General features: G+C 59.7%; 19 protein-coding genes, 1 pseudogene and 1 riboswitch. Of the genes and pseudogenes, 13 read left to right on the plus strand and 7 right to left on the minus strand.

Going from position 1 to position 21,105, the window contains the following annotated elements:
* Positions 1 to 40 precede the first annotated feature (40 nt).
* The 3 genes from BM225_RS14070 to BM225_RS14080 are packed head-to-tail and all read right to left on the minus strand — an operon-like array spanning position 41 to position 3,306.
* The gene (locus BM225_RS14070) at positions 41 to 1,093 is read right to left on the minus strand and encodes an ABC transporter permease (RefSeq protein WP_072705331.1); all 1,053 of its coding nucleotides are present in this window, start codon (positions 1,091 to 1,093) and stop codon (positions 41 to 43) included.
* 21 nt (positions 1,094 to 1,114) lie between these two features.
* On the minus strand, positions 1,115 to 2,656 hold the full coding sequence (locus tag BM225_RS14075) for a sugar ABC transporter ATP-binding protein (RefSeq protein ID WP_072705333.1): 1,542 nt from the start codon (positions 2,654 to 2,656) through the stop codon (positions 1,115 to 1,117).
* On the minus strand, positions 2,653 to 3,306 hold the full coding sequence (locus tag BM225_RS14080; RefSeq protein WP_072705336.1) for a DUF2291 family protein: 654 nt from the start codon (positions 3,304 to 3,306) through the stop codon (positions 2,653 to 2,655). Before BM225_RS14080 ends, BM225_RS14075 begins: the two co-directional genes overlap by 4 nt.
* Positions 3,307 to 3,952: 646 nt before the next feature.
* On the opposite strand from BM225_RS14080, the gene BM225_RS14085 reads away from it, so the two are divergent.
* The 5 genes from BM225_RS14085 to BM225_RS14105 all read left to right on the plus strand — a co-directional run bounded on the left by BM225_RS14085 (position 3,953) and on the right by BM225_RS14105 (position 9,815).
* The gene (locus BM225_RS14085; RefSeq protein WP_072705339.1) at positions 3,953 to 5,587 is read left to right on the plus strand and encodes an FGGY-family carbohydrate kinase; all 1,635 of its coding nucleotides are present in this window, start codon (positions 3,953 to 3,955) and stop codon (positions 5,585 to 5,587) included.
* A complete protein-coding gene (locus tag BM225_RS14090; protein WP_072705342.1) occupies positions 5,584 to 7,092 on the plus strand; it encodes a glycerol-3-phosphate dehydrogenase in 1,509 nt (502 codons plus the stop codon). Before BM225_RS14085 ends, BM225_RS14090 begins: the two co-directional genes overlap by 4 nt.
* A 3-nt stretch (positions 7,093 to 7,095) precedes the next feature.
* A complete protein-coding gene (locus tag BM225_RS14095) occupies positions 7,096 to 8,028 on the plus strand; it encodes a sugar phosphate isomerase/epimerase family protein (RefSeq protein WP_072705345.1) in 933 nt (310 codons plus the stop codon).
* Between the two features lie 83 nt (positions 8,029 to 8,111).
* A riboswitch (FMN riboswitch) is annotated at positions 8,112 to 8,244 on the plus strand.
* Positions 8,245 to 8,316: 72 nt separating this feature from the next.
* Complete coding sequence (locus BM225_RS14100) at positions 8,317 to 8,754, plus strand: 6,7-dimethyl-8-ribityllumazine synthase (protein WP_072705399.1); 438 nt, start codon at positions 8,317 to 8,319, stop codon at positions 8,752 to 8,754.
* Between the two features lie 149 nt (positions 8,755 to 8,903).
* Positions 8,904 to 9,815, plus strand: coding sequence for a sugar-binding transcriptional regulator (locus tag BM225_RS14105; RefSeq protein ID WP_245780499.1), 912 nt, complete (start codon positions 8,904 to 8,906; stop codon positions 9,813 to 9,815).
* A gap of 69 nt (positions 9,816 to 9,884) precedes the next feature.
* Here the strand turns inward: BM225_RS14105 and fsa are convergent, their stop codons facing one another.
* Both fsa and tkt read right to left on the minus strand, forming a co-directional pair.
* Positions 9,885 to 10,538 (minus strand): fructose-6-phosphate aldolase, encoded by a 654-nt coding sequence (gene fsa, locus BM225_RS14110; protein WP_072705350.1) that lies wholly within the window; start codon positions 10,536 to 10,538, stop codon positions 9,885 to 9,887.
* 14 nt (positions 10,539 to 10,552) lie between these two features.
* A complete protein-coding gene (gene tkt, locus BM225_RS14115) occupies positions 10,553 to 12,568 on the minus strand; it encodes a transketolase (RefSeq protein ID WP_072705353.1) in 2,016 nt (671 codons plus the stop codon).
* Between the two features lie 169 nt (positions 12,569 to 12,737).
* On the opposite strand from tkt, the gene BM225_RS14120 reads away from it, so the two are divergent.
* From BM225_RS14120 to derI, 3 genes are read left to right on the plus strand one after another with little or no spacing between them, the layout of a single operon-like run.
* Positions 12,738 to 13,499: a DeoR/GlpR family DNA-binding transcription regulator gene (locus BM225_RS14120; RefSeq protein ID WP_072705355.1), complete on the plus strand. Its 762-nt coding sequence runs from the start codon at positions 12,738 to 12,740 to the stop codon at positions 13,497 to 13,499.
* Positions 13,500 to 13,512: 13 nt separating this feature from the next.
* Positions 13,513 to 14,277 (plus strand): triose-phosphate isomerase, encoded by a 765-nt coding sequence (locus BM225_RS14125; protein ID WP_072705358.1) that lies wholly within the window; start codon positions 13,513 to 13,515, stop codon positions 14,275 to 14,277.
* 19 nt (positions 14,278 to 14,296) lie between these two features.
* Positions 14,297 to 14,749 carry a D-erythrulose-4-phosphate isomerase gene (gene derI / locus BM225_RS14130; RefSeq protein WP_072705360.1) on the plus strand — a complete coding sequence of 151 codons (453 nt, stop codon included), beginning with the start codon at positions 14,297 to 14,299 and terminating at the stop codon, positions 14,747 to 14,749.
* A gap of 63 nt (positions 14,750 to 14,812) precedes the next feature.
* Here the strand turns inward: derI and BM225_RS14135 are convergent, their stop codons facing one another.
* Positions 14,813 to 15,790, minus strand: coding sequence for a class 1 fructose-bisphosphatase (locus BM225_RS14135; RefSeq protein WP_072705362.1), 978 nt, complete (start codon positions 15,788 to 15,790; stop codon positions 14,813 to 14,815).
* A 180-nt stretch (positions 15,791 to 15,970) separates the two neighbouring features.
* Positions 15,971 to 16,810, minus strand: a complete 840-nt coding sequence (gene yghU, locus BM225_RS14140; RefSeq protein ID WP_072705364.1) for a glutathione-dependent disulfide-bond oxidoreductase — start codon at positions 16,808 to 16,810, stop codon at positions 15,971 to 15,973.
* A gap of 322 nt (positions 16,811 to 17,132) precedes the next feature.
* Here yghU and BM225_RS14145 point away from each other — a divergent pair, with 322 nt between their 5' ends.
* The 5 genes and pseudogenes from BM225_RS14145 to BM225_RS14165 all read left to right on the plus strand — a co-directional run.
* Positions 17,133 to 18,113 carry a TRAP transporter substrate-binding protein gene (locus BM225_RS14145; RefSeq protein ID WP_072705366.1) on the plus strand — a complete coding sequence of 327 codons (981 nt, stop codon included), beginning with the start codon at positions 17,133 to 17,135 and terminating at the stop codon, positions 18,111 to 18,113.
* 61 nt (positions 18,114 to 18,174) lie between these two features.
* A complete protein-coding gene (locus BM225_RS14150; protein ID WP_072705368.1) occupies positions 18,175 to 18,696 on the plus strand; it encodes a TRAP transporter small permease in 522 nt (173 codons plus the stop codon).
* Positions 18,696 to 19,973: a TRAP transporter large permease gene (locus tag BM225_RS14155; RefSeq protein WP_072705370.1), complete on the plus strand. Its 1,278-nt coding sequence runs from the start codon at positions 18,696 to 18,698 to the stop codon at positions 19,971 to 19,973. Before BM225_RS14150 ends, BM225_RS14155 begins: the two co-directional genes overlap by 1 nt.
* A gap of 5 nt (positions 19,974 to 19,978) precedes the next feature.
* The gene (locus BM225_RS14160; RefSeq protein ID WP_072705372.1) at positions 19,979 to 20,773 is read left to right on the plus strand and encodes an NAD-dependent epimerase/dehydratase family protein; all 795 of its coding nucleotides are present in this window, start codon (positions 19,979 to 19,981) and stop codon (positions 20,771 to 20,773) included.
* 102 nt (positions 20,774 to 20,875) lie between these two features.
* Positions 20,876 to 21,105, plus strand: a pseudogene (locus BM225_RS14165) (aldehyde dehydrogenase (NADP(+))); the annotation flags it as partial.

Below are 21,105 nucleotides of genomic sequence, written 5' to 3' on the forward strand. Positions count from 1 at the left end.
GGGGCGGCTCCTCCTTTGGCCGGGTGCCCCTGCGCAGAATTCAGGATTTCTTTGGCTTGGCTTTGTACTGGATGCTGTTCAGCAGCACGGCCAGAACGATCACGGCGCCGGTGAAAACGGTCTGCCAGTAAGCACTTACCCCGATGATAACGAGGCCGTCAGACAGGAAGCCGATAACAAAGGCACCCAACATGGTACCGCGAATTGTGCCGCGGCCACCCGTCAGGGCTGCGCCGCCAATCACAACGGCTGCGATCGCCGTCAATTCGTAGGTGGTGCCTGCGGTCGGACCCGCCGAAGTCAGCTGCGACGACAGAACCAGTCCTGCAATCGCCGCACAAACGCCGGACATCATGTAAACGGCGATCTGCACACGCTTGACCGGGACGCCGGACAGTTCAGCAGCGCGGGCGTTGCCACCAGACGCATAGAGCCAGCGGCCAAAGGACGAGCGTGACAGCATCAGGCCGACCGAGATCGCCAGGACAGCCAGAATGATTACGCCGATCGGCACATTGGCGATGCGGTTAAAGCCGAGCCAGTCAAAGCCGGTGTTGCCGAGTTCAGGCTTGCCCGCCAGATTGTTGAAGGTCAGGCCGTTGGTCATCAAGAGCGCAACGCCGCGCGCCACGTACATCACACCAAGGGTCGCAACAAAGGCAGGGACCTTGAAGTAGGCGATCAGCACGCCGTTGACCGCGCCGACAATGGCCCCGAGGACGAGCGTCAGCAGGACGACAGCCCAGACCGGCGGGTACAGAATGACGCCTGCGGCCTCGATTGTGACGCCCTGCATGAGCCAGCCTGCGACCACGCCGCAAAGGCCGAGAGTCGAGCCGACCGACAGGTCGATCCCGCCATTCAGGATCACCAGCAGCATACCGATGGCCAAGAAGCCAAAGATGGCCACGTGGCTGGACATGGTCAGGAAGTTGCTGACCGAGAAGTAGAAGGGCGACAGGATCGAGAAGATCACGATAATCGCGATCAAGGCAAAGAAGGCGCGGCCTTCGAGCAGCAAGCGACCAAGGTCAAAGCCTTCGCCGAACAGACCCGAGCGCGAGGTTTTCGAAGATGAACTGAGTGCAGACATGATCTGGGAACTCCGTATGGATTAAGCGGCCACGGACTCGCCGGAGGCGGCCATGATCTGTTCTTTGGTTGCGTCGGGTCCGAATTCGGCACTGATATGGCCCTTGTGCATGACGATGATGCGGTGGGCGATGGACAGGCATTCGCTGACTTCGGAGGTCGAATAGAGTACGGCGAGCCCGTCACGGGCGCGCTCTGCGAGCAGGCGGAACACCTCGGCCTTGGCGCCGATGTCGATGCCGCGGCTGGGTTCATCCAGCATGATAACCGTGGGATGGGTCGCCAGCATCTTGCCGATCACGACCTTCTGCTGGTTGCCGCCCGACAGCGATCCGATTGCCGCGTCGCCGCCGTCGGTTTTGACGGTCACGTCACGGATCGAGTCCTCGATCAGCTGGTTCTCGTCCTTGCGAGAGGTGAAAATACCTCGCGTGAACTTGCGGATGCTCGCCAGCGACAGATTTTGCCCCACGCTCATGGTCTGCACCAACCCGTCGCGCTGGCGATCCTCGGGAACCAAGCACAGGCCGGACTCGATGCGTTGGGCGATGGTCAGGTGGCTGACCTCGTGCCCGTGAAGCCGGACTTCGCCAGCCGCTTGACCCATGCGGCCCGCGACGGTTTCCATCAACTCGGTTCGTCCGGCACCCATGAGGCCATAGATGCAGACGATCTCACCAGCTTTGATATCCAGCGACAGGTTATCGACGACGGCAAAGCCTGCGCCAGCCTCGTCCATAACGGTCAAATCCTGAATTGACAGGGCAGGTGCGCCGAATTCGTAGCCTGACGGTGGGGAGCCCAGATCAAAGTTCTCGCCAACCATGTTGCGGACGATCCACTCCAGATCGATTTCCGAGCGCGGTGCGTAGGCGGTCATGTTGCCATCGCGCAAAACCACGGCGTGGTCGGTGATGGTGAGCGCCTCTTCGAGGTGGTGTGAAATGTACACAATCGACACGCCGCGGCTGGTTAGGTCGCGGATGACCTTGAAAAGTACCTCAACCTCGGTCGCGGACAGGGCCGAGGTCGGCTCGTCCATGATAAGGATGCGCGATTTGACCGACAGGGCGCGCGCGATTTCTACGATCTGCTGCTGACCCAGACGCAATTCCTCGACCGGGGTCAGGGGGTCAATGTCTTCTTCCAGTTCTTCCATGAGAAGACGGGTCAGACGCTCTTCTTCGGCGTAGTCGATGCCGGTGGGTGTGCGGATTTCGCGCCCCAAGAAGATGTTGTCCCGCACCGTCATGTTCGGCGCGAGGCTCAGTTCTTGGTGAATGATCGAAATACCCAAGGACTGCGCGTGGCTCGACGACGTGAAGCTGACCGGCTGACCGTCCAGCAGGATCTTGCCCGTCGTGGGTTGGATCACACCGGACAGCACTTTCATCAAAGTGGATTTGCCCGCGCCGTTTTCGCCGAACAGGGTCGTGACCTGTCCACGGTGGATGTCAAAGTTCACACCCTTGAGCGCGTGCACGCTGCCATAGGATTTGGCCACGTTGCGCGCTGCAAGGACAACCTCTTGGGTGTCTGGCGTTGCCTGTGGGATATCATTCATTGGACCGACAGCTCCACCGGCGTGACCAGCCAATTCTTGGCGCTGAGCATGGTGAACACGCCCGTGACCTCGATGGTTTTGCCGGTCAGGTTTTCGCGGTCCAGATCTGCCAGAACCTCGGCCTTCATGGCGTTGTTAATGCCCGAGCCTGCGTTCTGGTATTCAATCTGGTTGGTGAAGTCGCCGAACGAAATGGTGCCCATCGCGTCGCGTAATTCGGTGCCGTTGACGGCAGGGCCGGTCTGGACGCGGACCTTAGCGTCTTCCATCCCCTCGATCGCGACGTAGAAAGTGCCAGATTTGCCTTCGCCCACAACGCCAGTAAAGGTCACGGGCATCACGGGGGCGATCCCTGCCATCACGCCGTATTTCTCGCCTGCGGCTTTCTTGTCGGCGACCGCCTCGTCGAACAAGGTCTTGGCGTCGACAGCACGTTCCTGAACGAACGCGCGCACTTCTGGGAACGTCTCTGCCCCAAATTGTTCGGGCGAGAAGCCCTGCTGGCGCACATCCTGTTCAGATCCTATGCGTACAACGGTGGTGTCGATGGCCATTGCGGCGACGACGGCCAGACAGATCGCGCCAAAGATGATCGCAGGGCGTTTGCTATTCTGGGCAATCTGATGCTGGGTCTCGGACTGGTAACTCATATCGGTCTGACCTTTCCTGTGACTGAAAGACGACGTGCGGCGACGGGGAACATGGAAAGGGTCATGCTTGCTGAAAGCAAATCAGACGGGACGTATCCCGGATTGAACGGGCGTTCTGGCGCATACTCTTTTCCTCCCTCTGCCGGAACATCCGCACCCTCCACTGTGCATCTGGACCTTCCGGGTCACCGACCGCAGTCGATGATATAAATAAGTTATAAACCACAAATATTGCGGTAGCTCTCTCATGGTCGAACGCTTTTGGTCAAGGCCGTTCAAAAGATCGTGCACCTATCAGTAGGGTGCCTATCGTTTGATTCTCGTCAGATTCGCGATGCTGATGTGGCATCAATTCGTCTAACGATCCCTTAATTTAAGGGGAATATTCGGCCTCTTCCTATTCGAAGAGAGCGAGGCGCTGTGCCCCGTGTGTCGATAACTGTACATGAAATTTTTTACGACGAAAGAAAAAAATTACATGTACAGCGCCGAATGTTTGCGTTATGTCTGTGATATGAAGAGCGCACCTATGGGGGTGCATAGGAACTTTGCGCGTTGTTGATGGCGTTTGTGGTCAGGGGAGTGACCAGCCTGTCCGACGCGAAAGGGAGGATAATATGAACGGGTACGACACGAGGGTGCGGCCATGACCGATATCATTATCGGCATCGACGCGGGCACTTCGGTGATCAAGGCGGTGGCCTTTGACCTGCGTGGCCGCCAGCTGGGGACGAGTTCTGTCCTGAACCACTATCTTAGTGGTGCTGACGGGTCTGCGTGCCAATCACTGGATCAGACGTGGACCGACTGCGCAACGGCTTTGCGCGGGCTCGGCGAAAAGATACCGGATTTAGCGGCGCGGACGGCGGCTGTGGCTGTTACAGCTCAGGGGGACGGCACTTGGTTGGTTGGCGCGAGCAATCGCCCTGTGTCGAACGCTTGGCTCTGGCTGGATGCCCGCGCGGCTCCGACAGTGCAAGACCTGGCAGCAGGCGAACTGAACCGTGCGCGGTTCGAGGCGACAGGCACTGGTTTGAATACGTGTCAGCAAGGCACGCAGATGGCCCACATGGACCGCTACGCGCCGCAACTGCTGGATGGCGCCGAGGTCGCGCTGCACTGCAAGGATTGGCTCTACCTGTGTCTAACGGGGGAACGGGCGACCGACCCGTCCGAGGCCAGCTTTACCTTTGGCAACTTCCGCACCCGTCAATACGATGACTTGGTGATCGAGGCTTTGGGCCTAACCCATCGCCGCCACTTGCTGCCACAGATCATTGACGGTACGCAGATCACCCATCCGTTGTCCGCCGAAGCGGCTGCACAAACCGGCCTGCTGGCCGGAACGCCTGTGTCGCTCGGGTACGTGGACATGGTGATGACGGCGCTTGGGGCAGGGGTCCACACCGGAACCGCTGGCGCGGCGTGTTCGACCATCGGTTCGACCGGCGTGCATATGCAGGCGAAACGGTCCGGCGATGTGCACCTGAATGCCGAAGGCACCGGCTATGTCATTGCCCTGCCTGTGCCCGACGTGGTCACGCAGGTGCAGACCAATATGGCGGCGACACTGAATATCGACTGGGCCCTGCGTTTGGCCGCGGACTTGATGAGCGATGCCGGCAAGCCTGTAGATTACTCGGATCTGGTCGGCCGGATCGAAGGCTGGGTCAGCCGCGCCAAGCCCGGCGCGATCATGTACCACCCCTATATCTCTGAGGCAGGCGAGCGCGGGCCGTTCGTGAACGCCAACGCCCGTGCAGGTTTCACCGGCCTCGCAGCCCATCACCGTTTCCCCGATATGCTGCGCGCCGTGATCGAGGGGCTCGGGATGGCAGCGCGCGATTGTTACACCGCGATGGACGCCGATCCCACCGAACTCAGAATCACGGGCGGCGCGGCACGATCGAATGCCCTGCGCCAAATTCTGGCCTCTTGCATCAAGGCCCCGGTGCGGGTGTCCCAGCGCGAAGAGGCAGGTGCCGCAGGCTGTGCGATGATGGCTGCGGTTGCCATCGGCGCCTATGACACGATGGACGACTGCGTCGCGGAATGGGTGACGCCATTGCTTGGGCAGGCTGAACAGCCCGATCCCGAACTGTCCCGAATTTATGATCAGGTCTTCCCTGCCTATGTCTCTGCCCGTCAGAGCCTGCGGCCCGTGTGGGACACCCTACAGGGCGACCCTCGTGCGCCTTGGGTGAACGCGACCGATCCCAAAGATGAACACACTGAAATGACTTTGGACGCGACTCTCGTGTCCGAAAGGAGCGAGCCATGACTGATAAAATGGTCGATCTGTTTGTAATTGGCGGCGGCATCAACGGTGCTGGCGTGGCGCGGGATGCGGCTGGTCGCGGCCTGTCCGTGGTCCTGTGCGAAAAAGATGACTTGGCCCAAGGGACCTCGTCCCGTTCCGGCAAGTTGGTCCACGGTGGCCTGCGCTATCTGGAATACTACGAGTTCCGTCTGGTCCGCGAGGCGCTGATCGAGCGCGAGGTTCTGATGAACGCTGCGCCCCATATCATCTGGCCGATGCGCTTTGTCCTGCCTCATTCGCCCGATGACCGGCCCGCGTGGCTCGTGCGGTTGGGCCTGTTCCTGTACGACCACCTTGGCGGTCGCAAGAAGCTGCCCGGCACCCGCACCCTGAACCTGCGCCGCGACCCAGAGGGCGCGCCGATCATGGATCAATACACGCGCGGCTTCGAATACTCGGACTGTTGGGTCGATGATGCACGTCTGGTCGTGCTGAACGCCGTAGACGCGGCCGAACGCGGGGCGACTGTTCTGACCCGCACCGCCTGCACCAGCGCCCGCCGCGAGGATGGCGCGTGGACCGTGACCACCAAGAACGCGATGACGGGCGAGGAACGCAGCTTCCGTGCGAAATGCATCGTGAACGCGGCTGGTCCTTGGGTCAGCCAAGTGATTAATAACGTGGCCGGTTCGAACTCCACCCGGAACGTGCGTCTGGTCAAGGGCAGCCACATCATCGTCCCCAAATTCTGGGAGGGGCAGCAGGCCTATCTGGTGCAGAACCACGACAAACGCGTGATTTTCATCAACCCCTACGAAGGGGACAAGGCGCTGATCGGCACCACAGACATCCAATACGAAGGCCGCGCCGAAGAGGTGACCGCCGACGAGTCCGAGATCGACTACCTGATCAAGGCGGTGAACCGGTATTTCAAGGAGAAGCTCCGCCGCGAGGATGTGGTGCGCAGCTTTTCGGGCGTGCGTCCGCTGTTTGATGACGGGCAGGGCAACCCAAGCGCTGTGACCCGTGACTATGTTTTCGACATCGACGACCAGAATGGCGTGCCGATGCTGAACATCTTTGGCGGTAAGATCACTACTTTCCGCGAATTGGCCGAGCGGGGTCTGCACAAGATCGCCGACTACTTCCCCCAGATGAAGGGTGACTGGACCGAACACGCGCCTTTGCCCGGTGGGGATATGCCCGACGCCGATTACGAGGTCTTCCGCGAGAAGATGAAGGCTGATTACCCGTGGATGCCCCGCGCCCTGCGCAAGCATTACGGTCGCCTGTATGGCACGCGTATCGCTCAGATCGCGGGTGATGCGACGGCTCTGGACGGACTGGGTCAGCACTTCGGCGGTAACCTGTATGAGGCCGAAGTCGCCTATCTGGTGCAGAACGAATGGGCCCAAACCGCCGAAGATATTCTGTGGCGCCGGACCAAACACCGCCTGCACATGACCGAGGCTGAGCAGGCCGCCTTTACCGAATGGTTCGAAGCAAACGTGGACAAGGCAGCGTAACTGATGGCTCTGACTCTTTCCCTGAACACCAACCCTTTGGTGAACCGCTACGCTGACCCCGATGATCTGATCGAAACGGTGGCGCGGGATCTGAAGATCCGCGACCTGCAACTGACGCACGAGTTCATCAACCCAAGTTGGCAGGCAGACACCATCCGCCGTTTGACACGCCAGATGAAGGCCGCGATGGACCGGACCGGTGTGCGCGTGACCAGCGGGATGACCGGCCCCTACGGGCGGCTGAACCACTTTGGGCATCCCGATGCGGATGTGCGTCGATACTACGTGGACTGGTTCAAGACCTTTGCCGACATCATCGGGGATCTTGGCGGGACGTCGGTCGGTACCCAGTTCGCGATCTTTACCTATCGCGATTTCGATGACGCGCAGCGCCGCGAAGACCTGATCCAGATCGCTATCGATTGCTGGGCCGAGGTGGCCGAGCACGCCAAGGGCGCTGGTCTCGACTATGTCTTCTGGGAGCCCATGAGCGTGGGCCGCGAATTCGGCGAGACCATCGCCGAGTGCATGAAGTTGCAGGACCGTCTGACTGCCGCCGATATGGCGATCCCCATGTGGATGATGGCCGACATCGACCATGGCGACGTGACCAGTGACAATCCCGATGACTTTGACCCCTACGCGTGGGCGCGGGCCGTGCCGCAGGTCAGCCCGATCATTCACATCAAACAGTCGCTGATGGACAAGGGCGGGCACCGTCCCTTTACCGCCGAGTTTAACGCCAAGGGCCGCATCCAGCCGGAACCGCTGCTCAAGGCTTTCGAAGAGGGCGGGGCGAAGGACAACGAGATCTGCCTGGAGCTATCCTTCAAAGAGCGTGATCCCAACGACCGCGAAGTGATCCCCCAGATCGCCGAGAGCGTCGCGTTTTGGGCTCCGCACATCGACAGCGGCGTTCAGGACCTGAATATTTAAGCCGACGCGACGACCTTTGCCGCGTTTGGCACGAAAAAGTCGCCTGCGGCGCTTGAACTTATCTTTCGGCGCGGGCACATCTATACTGTTCTCAGGGCGGGGTGAAATTCCCCACCGGCGGTGATAGCCCGCGAGCGCCTGCCACAGCGGCAGGGTCTAGCAGATCCGGTGGAATTCCGGGGCCGACGGTTAAAGTCCGGATGGAAGAGGATCGTCATGGCGTCGCTGATCGCGAGGCCAATGACTTCTATCGCCTTGGGACCATTTGTTAATACCAAGGATGGTTCCATGACTGAAAAACTTAATATCGCCTTCATCAAAGCACGTTGGCACTCGGACATCGTCGATCAGGCGCTGGTCGGGTTTAAAGCCGATATGGATGCGTCGGACGTCGCCTATGAGGTGACTGCGATTGACGTGCCCGGTGCGTTCGAAATGCCCCTACTGGCCAAGAAGCTTGGCGAAAGCGGCAAGTATGATGCGATCGTTTGTGCGGCTCTGGTCGTTGACGGCGGCATCTACCGCCATGACTTTGTCGCCCAAGCGGTTGTCACAGGCCTGATGGATGCGCAGCTGGCCACAGGCGTTCCGACCTATTCGGTCTCGCTGACCCCGCACCACTTCCAGCCCAGCCAAGAACACATGGGCTTCTACTTCGACCACTTCGTGAAGAAGGGCGCAGAGGCCGCCAGCGCGGTCCGCATGGTCGCGGCAATCGACCTCTGATCCGACAGCGAAAGGCGGCGCGTGGCGTCGCCTTTTTCTTGTTGGTTGACTTTACCTTTGGTGAATTATTTTTCAGACTGAATAAAATTTTGCAAAGGCGGTAATGCACGGTGGCGAAGCCAAACGGAAACGGCGATTCAGAGATGTCCATGGCGCTGCGCGCGGCGTGGCTGCATTACGCGGGCGGCTTGACCCAAGCGGCTGTCGCCAAACGTCTTGGCGTGCCATCGGTGAAGGCGCATCGCTTGATCGCCCGTGCCGTCGCTGAGGGCGCCGTCAAGGTGACTGTCGAAGGCGATATCGTCGAGTGCGTTGATCTGGAGATGCAACTTTCAGAGCGATTTGGCCTCGAGTTTTGCGAAGTTGCCCCCGATATCGGCGAAGAAGGGCTGCCGCTGCGCGCTTTGGGGCTGGCAGGGGCCAGCTATCTGCGTCGCGAGCTAGAGCACGGCGATCACGCGGTAATCGGTCTGGCTCACGGACGGACCTTGGCCGCGAGTGTGCAGCAACTGCCGCGCATGGATGGGCTGAAGCAGCGTTTCGTGTCGCTCCTGGGGGGGCTGGCACGAAATTTCTCGGCGAACCCGCACGAGGTGATGCACAAGCTGGCAGAAAAAACGGGCGCGCCTGCGTTCATGATGCCAGTGCCATTCTTTGCCAACACGGTCGAGGATCGTGAAGTCATGCTGCACCAGAAGGGCGTGGGCGAAGTGTTCGAGATGGCGAACAACGCGGATCTGAAAATCGTTGGAATTGGCACGGTAGAGCCGGATGCGCAGTTGGTGCATTCCGGCATGATCGAACACGAAGAGATTGAAGAGATCAAAGCCGCTGGTGGGCGCGGGGAAATGCTGGGGCATTTCTTTGATGCAAGCGGGGCCGTGATGGAAACGACCCTGACAGCGCGGACCCTTGGCGCCTGCATGGGCGAGGGCGACGAGATCGTCGCGATTGCGGGTGGCGCGGATAAACTGGCCGCCATTCACGCTGTGCTCTGTAGTGGCAAGCTCAAGGGCTTGATTACGGATGAGTTGACCGCGCAGGCGCTGCTAAATCTCTGATCCGACATCGCTACAAAAAGGAAAAGCGGCCCGAGGGCCGCTTTGCTGTATTCTGATTGTCGCCCGTGATTACAGGATCGACTGACCGGTTGCAGCCCAATCCTTGGCGAACTGGTCCAGACCTTTGTCGGTCAGAACGTGCTTGGCCAGACCTTTGATGACCGCAGGCGGGATGGTTGCAACGTCGGCACCCAGAACCGCGGCGTCTTTGACGTGATTCGGCGTACGTACCGATGCGGCCAGAATTTCGGTCTCGAAGCCGTAGTTGTCGTAGATCGCGCGGATGTCTGCGATCAGCTCCATGCCGTCGATGTTGATGTCATCGAGGCGGCCGATGAAGGGGCTGATGTAGGTCGCGCCAGCTTTTGCCGCCAGAAGAGCCTGGTTTGCGCTGAAGCACAGGGTGACGTTGGTTTTGACGCCCTTGTTGGTGAAGTAGCGGCACGCCTTCAGACCGTCGAGGGTCAGCGGCAGCTTGATCACAACGTTATCCGCGATCTGTGCCAGGTGGTCGCCTTCGGCAACCATGCCGTCGTAATCCATGGCAGCAACTTCGGCGGACACGGGGCCGTCGATCAGTGCGCAGATTTCCGCGATCACTTCTTTGAAGTCACGGCCCGACTTGGCGATCAGGCTGGGGTTGGTGGTGACACCGTCCAGCAGACCGTAGTCGTTCAGTTCTTTGATGTCCTCGACAACAGCGGTATCGACGAAGAATTTCATGGGGTCTCTCCTGATTAGGCCATCAGTGCTTTTGCACGTGCGATGATCGCCTCTTTGGTAATTCCGAATTGTTCATACAGCTCCTCTGCGGGAGCCGACGCGCCGAAGCTGGTCATGCCGATCACGTCATCTTCGCGGGCCACGTAGCGTGTCCATCCGAACTTGCCAGCGGCCTCGACTGCGATGCGTGGAGCACTGCCCAGAGTCGCGGCCTTATAATCATCATCTTGGGCTTCGAACAACTCCCAGCTTGGCATCGACACGACAGCGACGGATTTGCCATCCGCGTGCAGAGCTTCTGCGGCCTCGACCGCGAGCGACACTTCGGTGCCGGTCGCGAGCAGGGTGATATCACGGCCCTCGCCAAACTGGCGGATGACGTAGGCGCCCTTTTCCGACAGGTTTTCGCCGGTTTCCTCTAGGCGCAGTTGCGGCACACCCTGACGGGACAGGGCCAGTAGCGAAGGGGTCTTGGCGCTGCGCATGGCGATATCCCAGCATTCCAGCGTCTCGACCACGTCGGCGGGGCGGAAGCTGAAGAGGTTGGGCATGGCACGGAGCGACGCCATGTGTTCGACCGGCTGGTGGGTCGGGCCATCTTCGCCAAGGCCGATCGAGTCGTGGGTCATCACGTAGACGGTCGGGATCTCCATCAGGGCAGACAGGCGGATCGCGTTGCGGACATAGTCCGAGAATACCATGAAGGTGCCGCCATACGGACGCAGACCGCCGTGGACCAGCATACCATTCATGGCCGCGCCCATCGCAAACTCACGCACGCCATAGCCCACATAGCGGCCGGACTTTTCTGCTGTGAACTGGCTGTCGACTGCAGGCACGCGGGTCAGGTTAGAACCGGTCAGGTCCGCCGAGCCACCGATCATCTCGGGCAGGACTGGAGTGATGGCTTCCAGCGCGATCTGGCTGGCCTTTCGGGTCGCGACCTTTTGCGGATTCGCGAACAGGTCCGCGCGGGCTTTGGCCATTGCGGTCTTGTAGGCATCAGGCAACTGGCCGGTCAGGCGACGGCTGAATTCACTGCGGGTGTCGGCGTCTTTGGCCGCGAGGCGGGTTTCCCATGCCTGACGGGCGTCGGCACCACGGGAGCCGATCGCGCGCCACTGGTCCAACAGAGCGGCAGGGATTTCAAAGGGCGCAGCGTCCCAACCCAAGGCCGCTTTGGTCGCCGCGGCTTCGTCCCCGCCAAGGGGCGAGCCGTGGGAGCTGGCGGTGCCAGCCTTGTTCGGGGCGCCAAAGCCAATCACGGTCTTCATCGCGATTAGGCTGGGTTTGGTGGTCTCCGCTTTTGCTGCGGTGATGGCTGTGTCCAGCTCGGCGGGGTTGTGGCCATCGCAGGACTGCACGTGCCAGCCGCAAGCGGCCAGACGGGCTGGGATGTCTTCGCTGAACGACACAGAGGTCGGGCCATCAATGGTGATCTCGTTGTCGTCGTACAGAACGATCAGTTTGCCGAGGCCGAGATGACCTGCCAGTGAAATCGCCTCTTGGCCAATGCCTTCTTGCAGGCAGCCATCGCCGAGGAACACATAGGTGTGGTGATCGACAACATCGCTACCGAATTCGTCGGCCAGACGGCGCTCTGCCATGGCCATGCCAACCGCGTTCGCGATGCCCTGACCAAGGGGACCGGTGGTGGTCTCAATACCCTTGGCGTGCCCGTATTCGGGGTGGCCTGCTGTGATCGCACCCTTCTGGCGGAAGTTCTTGATCTGATCCAGCATCATGTCTTCGTAGCCGGTCAGGTGCAGCAGCGAATAGAGCAGCATCGACGCGTGGCCGTTCGACAGGACGACGCGGTCGCGGTCGGGCCAATCGGGGTTCGCAGAGTCAAATTTCAGGTGGTTCTTGAACAACACGGTTGCTGCATCGGCCATGCCCATAGGCGCGCCGGGGTGGCCGGATTTCGCAGCCTCGACCGCGTCGATCGACAGGGCGCGAATGCAGTTGGCCAGAGCAAAAGTTGCGGGATCAATTGCGGCTTTGTCAGCCACCAGAACGTCTTTGGGCATCTCAGTCCTCCTTCGTTGGAGGTGTGTTAGCGCCCAAACTGAATCGTAACAAGAAAAAATCACAAAATCACAAAAATTGTGTTGAACATGTTATGTTTGATGTTACGACTGCAATCACCGTTTCGCTGGGGTATTTGAAGCCAAAGTGAAGCAGACAAAGGTTTGGAAGATGAAACGCGACGAGCGCCAACAAGCGATCATGGACCTGCTGGTCGAGCAGGGATCGGTAGATCTGGAGGATCTGGCGCAGCGGTTTGTCGTTTCGAAAATGACCATCCACCGCGATCTGGACGAGTTGGAGCAGGCGGGCGTTCTGCGCAAAATCCGCGGCGGCGCGACGACCGAAGCGGGCACCCAGTTCGAATCCGATTTCCGGTTCCGCGAACGGCGCAGTGGCGCGGCCAAAGACCGGATGACGGACGAGGCTCTGAAGCTGGTCGAACCCGGCATGACGGTAATGGTCAACGATGGCTCCACTGCAGCGGTGTTGGGGCGGCGTCTGGTGGAGAAGCGTCCATTGACTGTGATCACCAATAACGCCGCGATCATGGATGCGCTGAGGGATGAAAGCGGGATCACGCTGATTGCTTTGGGCGGGACCTATTCGGCGAAGTTTAATGCTTACTTTGGCGTTGTGACCGAGGATGCACTAGATCGCCTACGGGCAGATATTGCCTTTATCTCTGTGCCTGCCGTGGCGGGGATGGAGGCGTTTCACATGGACGACGAGGTGGTGCGCGCCAAGCGGGCGATGCAAGCATCGGCGCGTCAGAGTTGCCTTTTGATTAACCACACCCGTTTCGAACGCACTGCCCTGCACAAGCTGTGCGACCTCACCGATTACACCGCGATTATCACCGACGACACACCTCCGCAGGCCGCGCTAGACGCGATGGCCGAGGGTGGGGTGGACCTGATCGTCGCCAACTAAAGGACCCAAGGACATGACCGCCTCATTCTGGATCGGAACCAGCTGGAAGATGAACAAAACCCTCGCCGAAGCGATGGTCTTTGCCGAGGCTCTGGCCGCTGCGGATGGCGGTCGCGACGAGCGCATCCAGCGCTTTGTGATCCCTTCGTTCACCAATGTCCGTCAGGTCAAGGACGTGCTGGCCGAGACCTCGGTCAAAGTGGGCGCGCAGAACATGCACTGGGCCGATCAGGGCGCGTGGACCGGCGAAGTGTCCCCTTTGATGCTCAAGGACTGTAATCTCGACATCGTGGAACTGGGGCATTCGGAGCGCCGCGAGCACTTTGGCGAGACTGACGAAACCGTTGGTCTGAAGACCGAAGCTGCTGTGCGTCACGGAATGATCCCGCTGATCTGCATCGGTGAAACCCTGCCCGAACGCGAAGCGGGCCGCGCTGCCGAAGTGTTGGAGCAGCAGGTGCGTGGCGCCCTGTCCAAGCTGTCGGATGACCAGAAATCGGCAGAGATCCTGCTGGCCTACGAGCCCGTCTGGGCCATCGGCGAGAACGGCATTCCCGCAACTTCAGAGTATGCGGATGCGCGTCAGGCCGAAATCATTGCCGTGGCCCATGACGTGCTGGGGCGCAAAGTGCCCTGCCTCTATGGTGGTTCGGTCAACCCCGGCAATTGCGAAGAACTCATCAGCTGCCCGCATATCGACGGGCTGTTCATCGGCCGCAGTGCTTGGAACGTCGAGGGATACCTCGACATTCTCGCCAAATGCGCGGCCAAGATTTGATCCCAGAGGAGAGATCCACATGAAAATTGCAGTAGCAGGCGATAGCGCAGGCGAAGGTCTGGCAAAGGTTCTGGCCGATTACCTTGGCGACAAATATGAGGTGTCCGAAGTGTCGCGCACCGACGAAGGCCCCGATGCCTTCTACGCGAATCTGTCGGACCGCGTATGCAACGGCGTTCTGGATGGCACTTATGACCGTGCGATCCTGTGCTGTGGCACCGGCATCGGTGTGTGTCTGTCGGCGAACAAAGTTCCGGGCATCCGAGCTGCACAAACGCACGACACCTACTCGGCAGAGCGCGCAGCCCTTTCGAACAACGCGCAGGTCATCACCATGGGTGCACGTGTCATCGGCAGTGAATTGGCAAAAGCCATCGCCGACGCGTTCCTGTCCAACAGCTTTGATGAAAATGGCCGCTCGGCGGGCAACGTCAACGCGATCAACGATCTGGACGTGAAATACCGCAAGTAACTCCCAAGGCTTGCGGTGATCGAAAGCGCGGCACACCCCAACGGTGCCGCGCTTCTTTGTGCCTTACTTCTCGGTTTCCATGCAGCGCAGATAGGCCTCTACCTCTTCTTTCGCGCCAAAGATCAGGGCCGAATGCTCGTGACCGTCGGTCGCGACTTTGTCGAGGATCGGCTGGTGGCCATCGGTGGCCAGACCGCCCGCGGCCTGCATCAGATAGGCCATGGGCATTGCTTCATAGACCAAGCGCAGGCGGCCGTTCTCATAGCCCTCGCGGCGGTCGCCGGGGTACAGAAACATGCCCCCTTGCAGCAGGATGCGGTGCAAATCGCCCACGGCAGCAGCAGGCCAGCGCATGTTGTAGTTCTTGCCGCGGGGGCCGTCTTTGCCTGCCAGAATCTCGTCGATATAGGCGGTCATGCCAGCGCCCCAGTGGCGGGCGTTGGATGCGTTATACGCAATAACCTTGGTGGTTTCGGGCAGTTGCAGGTTTTCGACCGTGACCCGCAGCATGTCGCTGGAGCGGTCGTAAACGGCGATGGTCACGCCTTCGTCCATGGCAAAGCCGAAATCCATCGAGTGTCCGAAGGACGCATAGCCCGCCGCCACGATGGAATGACCGTCCTGCAAGAAGCCTTTGTCCGAGACCGGTAAAATTGAGAACAACATGCCAAGGATTGCCCCAACGCCAATGCTGCCAGACCCGTCGATGGGGTCGATGGCGACGTCGTAGTCTCCGTCCTCGTTCAGGGTCAGAACTTCTTCGGACTCCTCGGACAGCATCAAGCGCACGCCTGCGGCCTTCAGGACGTCAACCATATACACGTGGGTGCCCAGATCTAGCGACTTCTGCTTGTCGCCGCTTTCGTTCACCCCAACGATCGCTGCCGGATCCCCATAAAGAGCACCTGCCGCCAGTCGGTCCGCAATAGGCATGAGCGAGTCCGCAATTGCCTTGATGATTTTGGCGGGGCCGCCGCGGCTGGCCAGATAGTCGTCCAGCGGCTGAGCGGTGCAAGCGGTATGGTTGGTCAATTCCAGCATTCGTAACCCTTCGTGAAATGACTTGAGGGGCCACGTGGCTGTGCCCCGAACATCGGTGAGACACTAGCCATAGATCGAGACTGTAACAACTCTGCAATCACGGAAAAAAGATGGTTGCGCACACGTTTAGCGCAACCATCCAAAGGCGTCGGGGGCGAGTGTGTTGCCCGCCGATGTAGATCAAAAGCCGATGGCTTTGAAATCCTCTGCGCTGTGGCGCTCGGGCAGTTGGCCCTCGCCGGTGCGGTTGACGACACCGCCGCGCTGAACGGCTGGACGGGCAGCCAAATCAGCAGCCCAACGCTGCACGTTCTCGTACTCAGACACGTTCAAGAAAGTGTCCGACCCCTTGTACAAGCGGCCCTCAACGAGGGCGCCGTACCACGGGTAGATCGCCATATCCGCGATGGAATAGTCGTTGCCTGCTACGAATTTGCGGTCGGCCAAATTGGTGTCCAGAACGTGAAGCTGACGCTTGGTCTCCATTGTGAAGCGGTCGATGGCATATTCGATCTTCTCGGGTGCGTAGGCAAAGAAGTGACCAAATCCGCCGCCCACATAAGGGCCTGCGCCCATCTGCCAGAACAGCCAGTTGAACACTTCGGCGCGTGCGCCAGCTTGTGTGGGCAAGAAGGCTCCGAATTTCTCTGCCAGGTATGTCAGGATCGAGCCGCTTTCGAACACGCGCTGACCGTTCGAGCGGTCTAGCAGGGTGGGAATCTTAGAGTTGGGGTTCAATTCGACAAAGCCGCTGCCGAACTGATCGCCATCGCCGATCTTGATCAGCCATGCGTCGTAGTCGGCTTCGGTGTGGCCCGCCTCAAGTAGTTCTTCCAGTAGGATGGTCACCTTCTGACCATTCGGCGTGCCCATGGAGTACAGCTGAAGCGCATGGTCGCCGACGGGCAGTTCGACCTCTTTGGTTGCACCAGAGATAGGGCGGTTGATGCTGGCGAACTCGCCGCCGTTGCCGGGTTCCCAAGTCCAGACGGCGGGGGGCGTGTAGCTGCTGTCGGTCATAATAGATCCTCTTGTTCGAACGCGTTGGCGGGAACTTAGGCATGGAAATCCAAAAAGGGCAGGGGATCGGGCGAAGTTTTCTGTGAGTCCGGGCAGAGCGGGTGTGCAGGTGCCTGGGTGCTGAGAGTAAATCTGTCTGATAACTTGATTCTTTTGACAGCTGTAGATTACCGGTATGTAGCTATTTTGCCTATGTGGCTAACTGGCTAGAGCCCTTGTTTTGCAGAGGCTGAGAGTGGTTACCCCACCTATTGACAACTCATCATACAATTTGTCATACAAGTTGCCATTGGCGCAGGAGGTGCGCCCAAGGGAGGACACTATGAACAAGATTTTGAAGATTGCTTCTGTTTCCATCGTCGCTCTGACCAGCGCGGCATCCATTGCGCAGGCAGCAGAGTGGCGCGGGTGGGCGATCCACCCCGAGGATTATCCGAACACCGTTGCGATGCAGTCCTTTGCGGACCAAGTCGCCGAAGTCACCGAAGGCCGCATCACCCCTACTGTCTATGCCAACGGCATTCTGGGCAGCCAGCCCGACGCGATCGAGCAGGTCCGCAGCGGCGCTCTGGCTTGGGCGAACTTTAACATGGGCCCGATGGGTGAAATCGTGCCCGCGACCAACGTGTTGTCGCTACCTTTTATTTTCCGCGATGTAGAACAAATGCACCACGCGATGGACGGCGATGTTGGTCAGCAGTTCAGCGACGCGCTGAGCGAGGCGGGCATCGTGGCTCTGTCGTGGTTCGATAGCGGCTCGCGCAGCTTCTACAACACCAAGAAGCCGATCCACACCCCCGCCGATGTCGAGGGTCTGAAGTTCCGCGTCATGAACAACGACCTGTACGTTCAGATGGTCGATCAATTGGGCGGCAACGCGACCCCCATGGCCTATGGTGAGGTGTATCAGTCCCTGCAGACAGGGGTGATTGATGGGGCAGAGAACAACTACCCCTCGTATGAGTCCTCGAACCACTACGAGGTCGCCAAGTATTACTCCATCACCAACCACCTGATCTTGCCCGAGTGCCTCTGCGTGGCTGAGTCGGTTTGGGAAGGTGTTTCGGACGAGGATAAAGCTGCGATCAAAGAGGCCGCGATGGACGCAGCTCAGCTCCAGCGCCAGCTTTGGGCCGAACGCGAAGCCAAGAGCCTCGAGGTGGTCGAGGCAGCCGGTTCCATGGTGAACGAGGTCGAAGATCCTGCCGCCTTCCAAGCGGCGATGGAGCCGATCTACGCGAACTTCATCAGCGCTCATCCCGATCTCGAGTCGCTGATCAAGGACATTCAGGCGACTGAATAAGCGCGTATCGGGCCGCATGTCCCCAATGCGTGCGGCCCACCATTCTTCGGGGAAGACCGACGTGGAACACGAACTAGAACACACGGCGCGCGGGCCGGTTTACCGCGTTCTGGCGGCGCTGGCGCAGACCTGTTTGGTGATCGCGGGCGTGCAGCTGGTCACGCTGATCTCGATCTTTGGTTGGCTGGTGTGGGGCCGTTATGTGCTGAACGACACCCCTACATGGGTCGAGCAACTGGCACTGCTGCTGGTGGTGTGGATCACCTTTCTGGGCGCTGCGGCAGGGGTGTGGAACAAGAGCCACCTGTCCATCGATTTCATCCGCGAGATGATGCCCGATCCGCTGCGGATCCCCATGCGCTGGATCGCCGTGATTGCTGTCTGTGTGTTTGGCGGGTTCCTTGCGTGGCAGGGTTGGACGCTGGCTGAAAAGACGTGGCCGCGGAATATCCCCATGCTCGGCATAGCCGAGGGCTGGCGCGCGGTGCCCATGGCGATCTGCGGTGCCTTGACCGTTGTGTTTTCCCTATATCACGTGGGCGAGTTGGCCCGTGGTGAATACAAACTGACAGGAGAGCTCTAGTGGGCCTCGCGGTACTATTCGGAATTTTCGGGCTGGGTCTGTTTTGTGGCATGCCCGTAGCATTTGCGCTGGGTCTGGCTGCGGTGGGCGGCTTTCTCTACGAAGGGCTGCCCCTATTCATCGGGTTCCAACGCATCTTGTCTGGTGTCTCGGTCTTTTCGCTGCTGGCGATTCCGTTCTTTATCTTTGCGGGCGAGTTGATGATGCAGGGCGGGATTGCGAACCGTCTGGTGCGTCTGGCGTCTTCGGCTGTGGGGTCGGTGCGTGGCGGTTTGGGCGTGGTGAATGTGCTGTCTTCGATGTTGTTCGGCGGCATCTCTGGTTCGGCAGTGGCGGATACCTCGGCGCTTGGTTCGATCCTGATTCCTGTCATGAAGGACAAGGGCTACGACCCCGACTATGCGGTGAACGTGACGGTCACGTCATCCGTGGCAGGCATCGTAATCCCGCCCTCGCATAACATGATCCTGTATGCTGTGGCCGCAGGGGGCATGTCAGTTTCCAAGCTGTTCATCGCGGGCATCGTGCCCGGCATCCTGATGTGCCTGTGTCTGGCCTTGGTTGCCTATTGGGTTGCGGTGCGTCGTGGCTATCCGGCAGAAACCTTCCCCGGTTTCAAGGCGCTTGGCGTGGCGACCATCGTGGCGCTGCCCGGACTGATGACTGCGGTGATCATTGTGGGCGGCGTATTGTCCGGCGTGATGACTGTGACCGAGTCCGGAGCCTTTGGCGCGATCTGGGCCATCCTCGTGACCACGCTGGTTTACCGCGAACTTACGTGGCCTGCGTTCAAGCTAGCGGTGATTACCTCGGTGCGGACGACAGCGCTGGTGATGCTGCTGGTCGCGACGGCCTCTGCGTTCAGCTATTTGCTTGCGCTGTATCGTGTTCCCGATCTTCTTGGAAATTTCGTTGCCGGTATCAGCGATAATCCGTTAATCATCCTCCTGATGATCAATTTGATCCTCTTGGTTCTGGGAATGATTATGGACATGGCCGCGTTGATCCTGATCTGTACGCCGATTTTCCTGCCCGTTGCGGTGGGACTGGGAATGGACCCAGTGCAATTCGGTGTGATCCTGATGATGAACCTAGGCTTGGGTCTGTGCACCCCGCCTGTCGGCGCCTGCCTGTTCGTGGGCTGTGTCGTGGGCAAAATCCGGATCGAGCAGGCGGTGAAATCGATCCTGCCGTTCTACCTCGCAATTCTGGTGGCGCTGATGCTCGTCACCTACGTGCCGGCGTTCTCTATGTTCTTGCCGAGCCTGATGGAGTGATTTTCATGATGAAACGACTATTGATCACTGGCGCTGCGGGCGGATTGGGCACCATGTGCCGCACCCGTCTGGCGCATATGGCCGAAACCCTGCGTTTGTCTGACGTCGTGCCGATGGGAGAGGCTGCCGCCAACGAAGAACACGTCGTCTGCGATCTGGCGGATGAGGCTGCGGTCGTTGATCTGGTCAAGGATTGCGACGGGATCATCCACTTGGGCGGTGTATCGGTCGAGAAGTCCTATGACCTGATCGAGGCGGCCAACATTCGTGGTCTCCATAACCTGTACGAGGCGGCGCGCGCGAACGGCATGCCGCGGATCGTGTTTGCGAGTTCGAACCACACGATCGGCTATTACCCGCAGGATCAGCGCCTGACTGCAGACATGCCCACGCGGCCTGATGGGTGGTACGGTATCTCCAAGGTATTTGGCGAAGCTGTTGCCAGCATGTATCACTCGAAGTTCGGCCAAGAGACGGCGCTCCTGCGCATCGGATCCTGCTTCGAGAAGCCCAAGGATCGCCGGATGATGGCAACTTGGCTCAGCTACGATGATTTCGTGTCACTGATGGAGCGGGTGTTTGCGGTGCCGAAACTGGGCTGTCCGATCATCTGGGGCGCGTCGGACAATACCTGCGGGTGGTGGGACAACAGCCATCTCGGGTGGCTGGGGTGGAAGCCAAAAGACGACAGTGAAGTGTTCCGCGAAGAGATTGAGCAGCAGCCGCGCAAGTCCGCCGATGCTCCGGATGTCTTGTGGCAGGGCGGTATGTTCACGGCGGAGTCTGTGCATCGTGACTAGCGGCGTTTCCGCCTCCGGCGGGAGTATTTTTTGCAAAGATGAAAGATGGAGCGCTTTGTGGGTTGGCTGTTGAGCTGGCTTGGAGCGCAGAGGAGATGAGAGATGGGATTTGAACCGCACGGCAAGCATTTGGTGGCCGGTGAGTGGGTTGCGGGCGACGCGACGTTCAAGAACGAGCCGGTGAGCGGCGCTGCGTTTGAGTTCAGCGTTGGGACGCCCGAGCTGGTGGATCAGGCCTGTCAGGCCGCCGAAGAGGCGTTCTGGGAGTATGGCTATTCCAGCCGCGAGACGCGCGCGCAGTTTTTGGAAGCGATCGCCGACGAGATTGATGC

It is taken from the genome of Donghicola eburneus (genome assembly GCF_900115865.1).
Taxonomy (GTDB): Bacteria; Pseudomonadota; Alphaproteobacteria; order Rhodobacterales; family Rhodobacteraceae; genus Donghicola; species Donghicola eburneus.